This is a genomic window from Streptomyces novaecaesareae (genome assembly GCF_000716875.1).
In the GTDB taxonomy this organism is placed as follows: Bacteria; Actinomycetota; Actinomycetes; order Streptomycetales; family Streptomycetaceae; genus Kitasatospora; species Kitasatospora novaecaesareae.
This window is the reverse complement of sequence record NZ_JNWQ01000133.1, coordinates 1-11,089: the sequence shown is the minus strand read 5'-3', so window position 1 is coordinate 11,089 and position 11,089 is coordinate 1. Positions and strand designations below refer to the sequence as shown.

Below are 11,089 nucleotides of genomic sequence, written 5' to 3'. Positions count from 1 at the left end.
GAGCTCGGCCGGGGTGGGCATCCGGTGCGGGCGGGGAGGGGTCTTCGCGGCGGCGGGCTCGGCGGGCTGCTCCGGGCGGGAGTCGGTGCTGCTCATGGGGGTCCGTCCTCCTACGTGGGTGGGGTGACTGCTCGGTGGTGCGGCGGGGCTGGGCACGGCCACCAGGTGGCGCGGCGGTCCGGAGGTGAGGGCGAGGCGTTCGCGGACGGCGGCCTCGGCCAGCGCGTGGCAGCGTCCGGCCAGCCGGGAGCGGCGGGCCCGTTCGCCGTGCCCGCAGGGCTGACGGGTCAGCCCGCGCAGTGCGGTGAGGTCCTCGGGCCCGGGCAGGTACCCGTCGGTCACCGCCTCCTCCAGCCGCTCCAGGTAGCCGGGGGCGCTGCCCGGCAGGGCGGAGCGGTAGCGCCCGAGGTCGGCGAGCAGGAAGGCGCGCAGCCGGCCGCCCTCCTGGACGGCCTCGTCGATCGCCTCGGTGAGGCGCAGTGCCTCCTGGACGTCCTCCGCCCACAGGTCGGCGCCCGGTCCGGCGCGCGCCGTCCGGTCGGGCCCCTGGAGGTGGACGGGGACGGCGGGGTGCAGGGCTTGGGCGAGGGCTCGGCGCAGCACGCGGACTTCGTCGGCGCTGAAGGCCATGCCGCCGCGCGATCCGTGTGGCGTAGGCATGGGCTGACACTACGTGAGGAATATCCGATTTGTCGGTAACCTCGCGCCGAACCACCCACGGTCGGCCCGGCGGGCGGAGCGGGTCAGCTCGGGCGGTTGCGCTCGTACACCAGGCGCAGTCCGATCAGGGTCAGCCAGGGCTCGTGGACGTCGATGGTGGTGGCCTCGCCGAGGACGAGGGGGGCGAGGCCGCCGGTGGCGATCACCTGGACGTCGTCCGGGTCCTTGGCGAGTTCGCGGGCCATCCGGTCGACCAGGCCGTCGACCTGGCCGGCGAAGCCGTAGAGGATGCCGGACTGCATGCCCTCGACGGTGTTCTTGCCGATCACGTTGCGCGGGCGGGCCAGCTCGATCTTGCGCAGCTGGGCGCCGCGGACGCCGAGCGCCTCGACGGAGATCTCGATGCCCGGGGCGATCGCGCCGCCGACGTAGTCGCCGCGGGCGTTGACGGCGTCGAAGGTGGTCGCGGTGCCGAAGTCGACCACGATGCACGGGCCGCCGTAGAGGTGGTTGGCGGCCAGCGCGTTGACGATCCGGTCGGCGCCGACCTCCTTGGGGTTGTCCATCAGGACGTGCACCCCGGTCTTCACGCCGGGCTCCACGATCACCGCGGGGACGTCGCCGTAGTAGCGGCGGGTCACCTCGCGGAGCTCGTGGAGCACGGCGGGAACGGACGAGCAGATCGCCAGGCCCTCCACCGCGGCCTCCCGGACCGCGGTGTGGTTGCCCATCAACCCCTGCAGCAGCACCGCCAGTTCATCGGCCGTGCGGCGCGGATCGGTGGAGATCCGCCAGTGTTCCACCACTTCCTCGCCGTCGAACAGGCCGAGTGTGGTCTGGGTGTTGCCGACGTCGATGGTGAGGAGCATGGGGCGCTTTCTGCGAGTCGGGACGAGTCTGCGTCTTGCCCTGACGGTCAGGCGCGCAGGTCCAGGCCGATGTCCAGGATCGGCGAGGAGTGGGTGAGCGCGCCCACGGCCAGGTAGTCGACACCAGTCTGGGCGACCTCGCGCGCGGTGGCCAGGGTCAGTCCGCCGGAAGCCTCCAGCTTCGCCCGGCCGTCCACCAGCGCGACGGCCTCCTTCAGCTGGTCGACGGTGAAGTTGTCCAGCAGGATCAGGTCGGCCCCGGCCTCCAGCACCGGCGTGATCTGCTCCAGGGTGTCCACCTCGACCTCGACCGGGAGCTCCGGGTACGCGGCCCGGACGGCCCGGAAGGCCTCGGCCACGCCGCCGGCCGCGACCACGTGGTTGTCCTTCACCAGGGCGGCGTCGGACAGCGCCATCCGGTGGTTGGCGCCGCCGCCGCAGCGCACCGCGAACTTCTCCAGCGCGCGCAGGCCCGGGGTGGTCTTGCGGGTGTCCCGGACCACCGCGCCGGTGCCCTCCAGGGCGTCCGCCCAGGCACGGGTCGCGGTGGCGATGCCGGACAGGTGGCAGAGCAGGTTGAGCGCGCTGCGCTCGGCGGTCAGCAGGTCGCGGGTGCGGGAGCGGACCGAGAGCAGCACCTGGCCGGCCTCCACCCGGTCGCCGTCCTCGACGTGCCGCTCGACCTCGAACTCCTCCTCGCAGATCAGCGAGACGACCGCCTCGGCGATCCGCAGGCCGGCCACCACGCCGGCCTCGCGGGCGGTGAAGTCGGCGGTGGCGACGGCCTCGGCGGGCACGGTGGCCACCGAGGTGACGTCCTCGCCGCCCGCCAGGTCCTCGGCCAGTGCCAGGGTGGCGATGTCCTCGACCTCGACCGGGTCCAGCCCGGCCTGCTCCAGCAGCTCGGCCAACTGCGGGTCCAGGCCGGTCTCGTAGCCCTCGCCGTCCCCGCAGGCGCAGCCGTCGCCGCAGCCGCCCTGGTCGGCCAGCGGGAGTTCGTCGTGGGAGTGGGTCATGGTTCTACTGCTCCTCGGGAGTGCTGACGGGGCCGCCGGTGGCGGCGAGGGTGGTGATCAGGTGGCGCCGCCAGTGGGCGTCGTCGCGCTCGGGGAAGTCCTCGCGCCAGTGGCAGCCGCGGGTCTCCTCGCGCTGCGCGGCGGCCGCGACCAGCGCGGAGGCGACCAGCAGCAGGTTGGCGGCCTCCCAGGTCTCCACCCGGGGGTCGGCCGGCTTCTCCTCGGCGACGTGGGCGTAGGCCTGTTCGGCGAGGAGTGCGAGCCCGGCGGCGGTGTCGGCCATCGACGCGGCGGAGCGCACCACGCCCGCGCCGCGCGACATCAGCCGCTGGATCTCGGCGCGTGCCTCGGAGGCCGGCAGCGGCACCGCCCGGGCGGCCTGCGCGGCGGCGACGTCGACGGTGCGCTCGGGCAACTCGCCGGCCGCGTGCCGTTCGGCCAGGTCGGCGGCGATCCGTTCGGCGAAGACCAGGCCCTCCAGCAGGGAGTTGGAGGCCAGCCGGTTGGCGCCGTGCACCCCGGTGCAGGCGACCTCGCCGCAGGCGTACAGGCCCGGGACGCTGGTGCGGCCGTGCCGGTCGGTGCGGACGCCGCCGGAGGCGTGGTGCGCGGCCGGGGCGATCGGGATCGGCTCGGTGACCGGGTCGATGCCGTGGGCGCGGCAGGAGGCGAGGATGGTCGGGAAGCGCTGCTCCCACATCTCGGCGCCGAAGTGCCGCCCGTCCAGGAACATGTGGTCGGCGCCCTGCTCGTGCATGCGCCGGGTGATCGCCTTGGCGACGATGTCGCGCGGGGCCAGCTCGGCCAGCTCGTGCTGCCCGACCATGAAGCGGACGCCGTCCGCGTCCACCAGGTGGGCGCCCTCGCCGCGCACGGCCTCGGAGATCAGCGGCAGCTGGCCCTCGGCGTCCGGGCCGGTCCACAGCGGGGTCGGGTGGAACTGGACGAACTCCAGGTCGGTGACCTCGGCGCCGGCCCGCAGCGCGAGCGCCACGCCGTCGCCGGTGGAGACGGCCGGGTTGGTGGTGGCGGAGAAGACCTGGCCCATGCCGCCGGTGGCGAGCACCACCGCGCGGGCCCGGACGGCGCCGACGCCGTCGCGCGCGCCCTCGCCCATGACGTGCAGGGTCAGCCCGGCGGCGTGGCCCTCGGCGTCGGTCAGCAGGTCGAGGACGAGGGCGTGCTCGATCAGTTCGAGGCCGGGGTCGTTGCGGACGGCGGCGACCAGGGCGCGGGAGACCTCGGCGCCGGTGGCGTCCCCGCCCGCGTGCACGATCCGGCGGCGGTGGTGGCCGCCCTCGCGGGTGAGCAGGATCTCGCCGTCCTCGTCGCGGTCGAAGTCGGCGCCGACCGCGATCAGCCGGCGGACGGCGTCCGGGCCCTCGGTGACCAGGGTGCGCACGGCCTCCTCGTCGCAGAGCCCGGCACCGGCCACCAGGGTGTCGTCCAGGTGCTGTTCGGGGGTGTCCCCCTCGCCCAGGGCGGCGGCTATGCCGCCCTGGGCCCAGCGGGTGGAGCCGTCGTCCAGCACCGCCTTGGTGACCACCATGGCCCGCAGGCCGGCCTTGCGGACGTTGAGTGCGACGGTGAGCCCGGCGACGCCCGAGCCGACCACGACCACGTCGGTGGTGGCGGTCCAGCCCGGGGCCGGGGCGGTGAGGCGATGCGTAACGGACATGACTCAGTGGCTCCTTCAGCGCGAGGCGGCGGCGGCCGCGCCGTCGTCGCCACGGTACGCCGCGTCCCCGCGGAGCAGTCCGCTGCCCTCCGGGGCCTCGGCGGGGTCGCCGCCGAAGCCGGTGATCCGGTTCCGCTCGTCCACGAAGACGATCTTCGGCTCGTAGCCCTTGGCCTCGGCCGTGTCCATCTGCCCGTAGGCGATGAGTATGACCAGGTCGCCCGGGTGGACCAGGCGGGCGGCGGCGCCGTTGATGCCGATCACGCCGGTGCCGCGCGGGCCGGCGATGGTGTACGTCTCCAGCCGGGCGCCGTTGTTGATGTCGACGATGTGGACCAGCTCGCCGGGGAGCAGGTCGGCGGCGTCGAGCAGGTCCTCGTCCACCGTGACGGAACCGACGTAGTGCAGGTCGGCCTGGGTCACGGTGGCCCGGTGGATCTTGGACTTGAGCATGGTGCGGAGCATTGCGGGTCACGCCTCCTGTGAGTGCATGCCTGAAGGGGTTCTACTGCCGAATTACCGACGAACTACCGAACGATTCTGTGCTTGACGGTCATCTGCCTAGCGGCAGATGACGTGAACGTTGTCGATCAGGCGGGTCGAGCCCACCTTCGCGGCGACGGCCAGCACCGCCTCGCCCCGGAAGTCGTCCGCCGCCTCCGAGAAGTCGTGCGGGTCGATCAGGGCAAGGTAGTCCAGGGTGACACCCTCGGCACCGTCCAGGACGGCCGAGGCGGCCTCGCGCACGGCCTTCGGACCCTGCGCGGCGACGTCCCGGCCGGCGAACAGGGCCTTGGACAGGGCGAGGGCCCGGGGGCGCTCCTCCTCCGAGAGGTAGCGGTTGCGCGAGGACAGCGCCAGGCCGTCCTCCTCGCGCACGGTCGGCACACCGACGATCTCGACGTCGAAGTCCAGGTCGGCGACCATCCGCTGGATGATCGCCAGCTGCTGGGCGTCCTTCTCGCCGAAGAAGGCGAAGTCCGGGTCGGTGATGTGCAGCAGCTTGGCGACCACGGTCAGCACGCCGTCGAAGTGCCCGGGGCGGGTGGCGCCCTCGTAGCGCTCGCCCATCGGGCCGGCCGCCATGCGCACCTGCGGCTCGCCGTTCGGGTAGACCTCCTCGACGGACGGCGCGAAGACCACGTCGGCGCCGGCCTCCTCGGCCAGCTTCACGTCCTCGTCGAGGGTGCGCGGGTAGCGGTCCAGGTCCTCGGTCGGGCCGAACTGCAGCGGGTTGACGAAGACCGTCACCGCGACCCGGCCCTCCCGGCCGACCTGCTTGCGGGCGGCCCGGATCAGCGCGGCGTGGCCCTCGTGCAGCGCGCCCATGGTCATCACGACGGCGTTGTCCACCGGCTGCTCGTCCGGCCAGAACGCGGCCTCGAAGTCGTCCACGGTGCGGGTGACGACGGCCCGGTGGACCTTCGGCGTCCGCTGGGGCTTGCTCGCCTGCTTGCCGCGTGCCATCAGTTGTTCTCCTCGTTCAGTACGTCCAGCAGCGCCGCCGCCGACGCTTCGTCGATCGTCCCGTTCGCCACCGCCCGCTGCGCGGTGGCGCGGGCCATCGCGCGGTAGGCCGCCGGGATGTCGGGGGACACCGTACTGAGCTGCGCCAGGTGGCGCCGTACGGTGCCCGCGTCGCCCCGGGCGACCGGGCCGGTGAGGGCCGCGTCGCCGGAGCGCAGGGTGTTGTCCAGGGCGGCGCCCAGCAGCGGGCCGAGCAGCCGGCCGGGCTCGGCGACGCCGGCCGTGCGCAGCAGCTCCATCGCCTGGGCGACCAGGGTGACCAGGTGGTTCGCGCCGTGCGCGAGGGCGGTGTGGTAGAGCGGGCGGACCTCCTCGGGCACCCACTCGGGCTCGCCGCCCATCTCCACCACCAGCGCCTCGGCGACCGGCCGCAGCTCCTCGGGGGCGGTCACGCCGAACGGGCAGCCGGCCAGCCGGGCCAGGTCCACCGAGGTGCCGGTGAAGGTCATCGCCGGGTGCAGGGCCAGCGGCAGCGCCCCGGCCCGGGTGGCGGGCTCCAGCACGGCGACGCCGTGGGCGCCGGAGGTGTGCACGACCAGCTGGCCGGGCCGGACGGCGCCGGTGGCGGCCAGCCCGGCCACCAGGTCGGCCAGCGCGTCGTCCGGGACGGTCAGCAGTACGAGGTCGGCGGCGGCCAGCACCTGCGGCGGGGTGACGATCCGCACCCCCGGCAGCAGCGCCTCCGCGCGGCGGCGGGAGACGGTGGACACCCCGGAGGCGGCGACCACGGTGTGCCCGGCGAGCTGCAGTGCGGCGCCCAGCGCGGGGCCGACCCGGCCGGTGCCGACCACGCCGACGGCGAGCCGAGCCGGACGGTTGCCGGGATCGCTGGGGTCGCTGGGGTCGCTGGGATCACCGAAGTCGGCGAAGTCGGACGAACTCATGTCCACCCTTGTCCTGAATGACCGTTCCAGTCCGCTCAACGGGTACCGGACGTACCGCCCCAGTGTACGGGCGCGTCAGTCGGTGGCCCCGGCCCGGATCAGCCCGGCCTCGTAGGCCAGCACCACGGCCTGGACCCGGTCGCGCAGGTCGAGCTTGGCCAGGATCCGGCCGACGTGGGTCTTCACCGTCGCCTCGGAGAGCACCAGCCGGGCCGCGATCTCGCCGTTCGACAGGCCCTGGGCGACCAGCAGGAACACCTCCCGCTCCCGCTCGGTCAGCGGGTCGAGGACGTTCGAGCCGGGCGCGCTCTGCGGGGTGGGCAGCACCTCGGCGAAGCGGTCGATCATCCGGCGGGTGGTGGTCGGGGCGACCACCGCGTCCCCGCCGTGCACCGCGCGGATCGCGGCCACCAGCTCGGTCGGCGGGACGTCCTTGAGCAGGAAGCCGCTGGCGCCGGCCTTGAGCGCGGCGAAGGCGTACTCGTCCAGGTCGAAGGTGGTGAGGATCAGCACGTGCGGGGCGTTCGGCAGCGGGCTGCCGTCCTCGGCCAGGCAGATCCGGCGGGTCGCCTGCACGCCGTCCAGGCGCGGCATCCGGACGTCCATCAGGATCACGTCCACCGTGGTGTGCCGCAGCTGCTCCAGGGCCTGCGCGCCGTCGCCCGCCTCGGCGGCGATCTCGATGTCGCCCTGTGACTGCAGGATCATCCGGAAGCCGGTGCGCAGCAGCTCCTGGTCGTCTACGAGCATCACGCGGATGGTCAAGGTGGCTCCTATGGTGCGGCGATGGGTGCTGCGGTGTGGCCGGGGTTCAGTGTGCCGCCTTGAGCGGAAGGACGGCGCGGATCCGGAAGCCGCCGCCGGGGCGGGGGCCCACGTCGAGGCGCCCGCTGACCATGCCGACCCGCTCGCGCATGCCGATCAGGCCGTGGCCCAGACCGTCCGTGCCGCCGGCGGTCAGCTGTTCGTCGGTGCTGCCCCGCCCGTCGTCCTCCACCAGGACGGCCAGCTCGCGCTCGCCGAAGTCGACCGCGACCCGGGCGTGCACGTCGGGGCCGCCGTGCTTGCGGACGTTGGTGAGCGCCTCCTGGACGATCCGGTAGACGGTCAGCTCGACGCCGCGCGGCAGCTCGCGCGGGTGCCCGGAGGTCGCGTAGTCCACCTGCAGCCCGGCCGTGCGGACCTGCTCCAGCAGCTCCGGCAGCTCCTCGACGCCCGGCTGCGGCACGTACTCCTCGGCGGTGGTGTCGGAGGTGCGCAGCACGCCGAGCAGGCGGCGCATCTCGACCAGCGCCTGGCGGCCGGTGGAGGCGATCGTGCCGAGCGCCTCCTTCGCCTGCTGCGGTGAGTTGTCGAGCACGTACGCGGCGCCGTCGGCCTGGACGATCATCACCGAGACGTTGTGCGCGACCACGTCGTGCAGCTCGCGGGCGATCCGGGCGCGCTCGGCGGCGACCGCCACCTTGGCCTGGGCGTCCCGCTCGCGCTCCAGCCGGGCCGCGCGGTCCTCCAGCTCGGTCAGGTAGGCGCGGCGCACCCTGGTCAGCCGGCCCCAGGCCCAGCAGAGGATGAACGGCGTGCTCATCAGCAGCATGAGCGCCGCCGCCTCGCCGAGGTTGTACGAGCGGGAGACGTAGTGGTCGCCGCTCTCGCGGACCGTCTTCATCGGGTGCAGCTGCCAGAACACCAGCGGCCCGGCGGCCAGCCCGGCGGTCAGCGCCAGCCGGGAGGTCCACTTCTGGCCGAAGGCGGCGCCGGTGTAGGCGAACACCAGGTAGGCGATCGAGGAGCCGGCCGGTTCGATGTCGGCGAGCACCTGGCTGACGCCGAGGCCGACGGCGGCGGCCACGGTGACGTCGGGGTAGCGGCGGCGGAAGACCATCAGCGCGGGCAGCAGCAGCGCGATCAGGACGCTCGCGTTGAAGTGCCAGTCGTCGTCGGGGAAGTTCTCGTTCGGGAGCAGGCCGAGGAAGAGCACCATCGCCGCCCAGGCGGCGTCGACCACCATGGGGTGACGGCGGAGCCAGGCGTTGAGTCGATGCACGTGTCCAGCGTAGGCAGTCGCTCAGTGTGCCCAGGTCCGCCGGTAGGGCGATCCGTCCTACTCCGTAGGTCGGAGAAGCCCTGGCTCCGATGGGGAGGGGCTCCCCGCCGCCCGGTAGCGTCGGGCCCCATGACTTGGATGCGGTGGGCGCCCGCCATGGAACAGGCCCTGTACGACCCCGAGCGGGGCTTCTACCGCAGGCCGGAGGGCCCCGCCGGCCACTTCCGCACCTCCGTGCACGCCTCGCCGGGATTCGCCCGTGCGGTGGCCCGGCTGCTGCTGGAGGTTGACGAAGCCCTCGGCCGTCCGGAGGAGCTGGCCCTGGTCGACGTCGGGGCCGGGCGCGGGGAACTGCTCGCCGGCGTGCTGGCCGAGCTGCCCGCCGGGGTGCTGGCGCGGCTGCGCCCGTACGGCGTGGAGATCGCCGACCGCCCGGCCGGACTGACGTCCACAGCCCTGTGGACGGACGAGCTGCCGCGCGGCCTGACCGGGCTGCTGTTCGCCAACGAGTGGCTGGACAACGTGCCGCTGGACGCCGGCGAGGTCGACGGGGACGGCGTGCTGCGCTACGTCGAGGTGGACACCGCGACCGGCGGGCAGCGACTCGGCGGGCCGGTCTCGGCGGCCGACGCGGCCTGGGCCGAACGCTGGTGGCCGGTCGCGGAGCCCGGGGAGGCGGTGGAGTTCGGCGGCCCCCGGGACGCCGCCTGGGCCCGGGCCGTCGCCGGGCTGGAACGCGGGCTGGCCGTCGCCGTCGACTACGGGCACACCGCCGGCCGGCGGCCGCCCTTCGGCACGTACACCGGCTTCCGGGACGGCCGGGAAGTCGCCCCGGTGCCGGACGGCTCCTGCGACGTCACCGCGCACGTTGCCCTGGACTCCGCCGCAGTGCCCGGCCTCCACAGCCTGTGGACGACCCAGCGGGAGGCGCTGCGCGCGCTCGGCGTGAACGGCGGGCGCCCGCCGCTCGCCCTCGCCTCCACCGACCCGGCGGGCTACCTGCGGGCGCTCAGCGGCGCCGGGGAGGCCGCCGAGCTGACCGACCCGAGCGGGCTGGGCGGCTTCGGGTGGCTGGTGCAGAGCGTCCGCATGCCGCCCCTTGAGATTCTGGCCAGGGCGGAGAGCCTGTAGCGGCTGCCGGGATGGCAGACTCTGGGGTCATGAGGGAGACCACGGTCGGCATCGGGGCAGGAGCCGAGAACTTCACCGGCGCGGCGGGCACCACCGACATGGTGCTCAACATCGGCCCGCAGCACCCGGCCACCCACGGTGTGCTGCGGCTGCGCCTGCTGCTCGACGGCGAGCGCATCGTCACCGCCGAGCCGGTGATCGGCTACATGCACCGGGGCGCGGAGAAGCTGTTCGAGGCCCGGGACTACCGGCAGATCATCATGCTGGCCAACCGGCACGACTGGCTCTCCGCCTTCTCCAACGAACTCGGCGTCGTCCTCGCCGTCGAGCGGATGCTCGGCATGGAGGTCCCCGAGCGGGCCGTGTGGATCCGCACCCTCCTCGCCGAACTCAACCGGGTGCTCAACCACCTGATGTTCCTCGGCTCGTACCCGCTCGAACTCGGCGGGATCACCCCGGTCTTCCACGCCTTCACCAGCCGCGAGGACCTCCAGCACGTCATGGAGGAGGCCTCCGGCGGCCGGATGCACTACATGTTCAACCGCGTCGGCGGCCTCAAGGAGGACCTGCCGGCCGGCTGGCTCGGCCGGGTCCGCACCGCCGTCGCCACCGTCCGCGCACAGCTGCCCGTCTTCGAGGACCTCGTCCTCGGCAACGAGATCTTCCGCGCCCGCACCGCCGGCGTCGGCGTCCTCACCCGGGCCAAGGCCGAGGCCTACGGCGTCAGCGGCCCGATCGCCCGGGCCAGCGGCCTCGACCTCGACCTGCGCCGCGACGAGCCCTACCTCGCGTACGGCTCCGACGAACTGCGACAGGTCCTCACCGTCGTCACCCGCGAGGAGGGCGACTGCCTCGCCCGCTTCGAATGCCTGCTGGAGCAGACGGCCAACTCGCTGGACCTCGCCGACGCCTGCCTCGACAAGCTCGCCACCCTGCCGCCCGGGCCGGTCAACCAGCGGCTGCCCAAGGTGCTCAAGGCACCCGAGGGCAGCACCTACGCCTGGACCGAGAACCCGCTCGGGATCAACGGCTACTACCTGGTCTCGCGCGGCGACAAGACGCCCTGGCGGCTCAAGCTGCGCTCGGCGTCCTTCAACAACGTCCAGGCGCTGACCGAGCTGCTGCCGGGGACGCTGGTCGCGGACATGGTGGCGATCCTGGGGTCGATGTTCTTCGTGGTCGGGGACATCGACAAGTAGGTCGGGTGGGCTGGGCTGGGCTTGGCCCTGTCTCTTATACACATCTCCGAGCCCACGAGACAGGCAGAAATCTCGTATGCC

11 protein-coding genes are annotated in these 11,089 nt (G+C 73.7%); 2 read left to right on the top strand and 9 right to left on the bottom strand.

Annotated elements, in window-relative coordinates:
• The 9 genes from OP86_RS31045 to OP86_RS31005 form a co-directional block, all read right to left on the bottom strand.
• On the bottom strand, positions 1 to 660 hold a 660-nt coding region (locus tag OP86_RS31045; RefSeq protein ID WP_106973559.1), incomplete at its 3' end, for a hypothetical protein.
• A gap of 83 nt (positions 661 to 743) precedes the next feature.
• Positions 744 to 1,529 (bottom strand): type III pantothenate kinase, encoded by a 786-nt coding sequence (locus tag OP86_RS31040; protein ID WP_030056148.1) that lies wholly within the window; start codon positions 1,527 to 1,529, stop codon positions 744 to 746.
• A 47-nt stretch (positions 1,530 to 1,576) separates the two neighbouring features.
• Positions 1,577 to 2,545 (bottom strand): carboxylating nicotinate-nucleotide diphosphorylase, encoded by a 969-nt coding sequence (nadC, locus tag OP86_RS31035; protein ID WP_030056147.1) that lies wholly within the window; start codon positions 2,543 to 2,545, stop codon positions 1,577 to 1,579.
• Between the two features lie 4 nt (positions 2,546 to 2,549).
• Positions 2,550 to 4,223, bottom strand: a complete 1,674-nt coding sequence (locus tag OP86_RS31030) for an L-aspartate oxidase (protein ID WP_033334150.1) — start codon at positions 4,221 to 4,223, stop codon at positions 2,550 to 2,552.
• Positions 4,224 to 4,238: 15 nt separating this feature from the next.
• Positions 4,239 to 4,688 carry an aspartate 1-decarboxylase gene (panD, locus tag OP86_RS31025; protein WP_030056145.1) on the bottom strand — a complete coding sequence of 150 codons (450 nt, stop codon included), beginning with the start codon at positions 4,686 to 4,688 and terminating at the stop codon, positions 4,239 to 4,241.
• A gap of 96 nt (positions 4,689 to 4,784) precedes the next feature.
• The gene (panC, locus tag OP86_RS31020; protein ID WP_030056144.1) at positions 4,785 to 5,690 is read right to left on the bottom strand and encodes a pantoate--beta-alanine ligase; all 906 of its coding nucleotides are present in this window, start codon (positions 5,688 to 5,690) and stop codon (positions 4,785 to 4,787) included.
• Positions 5,690 to 6,634, bottom strand: coding sequence for a Rossmann-like and DUF2520 domain-containing protein (locus OP86_RS31015; RefSeq protein WP_051831069.1), 945 nt, complete (start codon positions 6,632 to 6,634; stop codon positions 5,690 to 5,692). Before OP86_RS31015 ends, panC begins: the two co-directional genes overlap by 1 nt.
• Before the next feature lie 75 nt (positions 6,635 to 6,709).
• Positions 6,710 to 7,399 (bottom strand): response regulator, encoded by a 690-nt coding sequence (locus OP86_RS31010; protein ID WP_030056142.1) that lies wholly within the window; start codon positions 7,397 to 7,399, stop codon positions 6,710 to 6,712.
• Positions 7,400 to 7,445: 46 nt separating this feature from the next.
• A complete protein-coding gene (locus OP86_RS31005) occupies positions 7,446 to 8,678 on the bottom strand; it encodes a sensor histidine kinase (protein WP_030056141.1) in 1,233 nt (410 codons plus the stop codon).
• A 129-nt stretch (positions 8,679 to 8,807) separates the two neighbouring features.
• On the opposite strand from OP86_RS31005, the gene OP86_RS31000 reads away from it, so the two are divergent.
• Together OP86_RS31000 and OP86_RS30995 are read left to right on the top strand one after the other, a co-directional pair.
• On the top strand, positions 8,808 to 9,809 hold the full coding sequence (locus tag OP86_RS31000; protein ID WP_033334149.1) for an SAM-dependent methyltransferase: 1,002 nt from the start codon (positions 8,808 to 8,810) through the stop codon (positions 9,807 to 9,809).
• Positions 9,810 to 9,838: 29 nt separating this feature from the next.
• Entirely contained in the window at positions 9,839 to 11,008 is a 1,170-nt protein-coding gene (locus OP86_RS30995) for an NADH-quinone oxidoreductase subunit D (protein ID WP_030258572.1), read from the top strand.
• Positions 11,009 to 11,089 lie beyond the last annotated feature (81 nt).

Bases quoted from the DNA above. Each gene is read 5' to 3' on its own strand.
- OP86_RS31040 (WP_030056148.1), bottom strand. From the start codon at position 1,529: ATGCTCCTCACCATCGACGTCGGCAACACCCAGACCACACTCGGCCTG.
- nadC (WP_030056147.1), bottom strand. From the start codon at position 2,545: ATGACCCACTCCCACGACGAACTCCCGCTGGCCGACCAGGGCGGCTGC.
- OP86_RS31030 (WP_033334150.1), bottom strand. From the start codon at position 4,223: ATGTCCGTTACGCATCGCCTCACCGCCCCGGCCCCGGGCTGGACCGCC.
- panD (WP_030056145.1), bottom strand. From the start codon at position 4,688: ATGCTCCGCACCATGCTCAAGTCCAAGATCCACCGGGCCACCGTGACC.
- panC (WP_030056144.1), bottom strand. From the start codon at position 5,690: ATGGCACGCGGCAAGCAGGCGAGCAAGCCCCAGCGGACGCCGAAGGTC.
- OP86_RS31015 (WP_051831069.1), bottom strand. From the start codon at position 6,634: ATGAGTTCGTCCGACTTCGCCGACTTCGGTGATCCCAGCGACCCCAGC.
- OP86_RS31000 (WP_033334149.1), top strand. From the start codon at position 8,808: ATGACTTGGATGCGGTGGGCGCCCGCCATGGAACAGGCCCTGTACGAC.
- OP86_RS30995 (WP_030258572.1), top strand. From the start codon at position 9,839: ATGAGGGAGACCACGGTCGGCATCGGGGCAGGAGCCGAGAACTTCACC.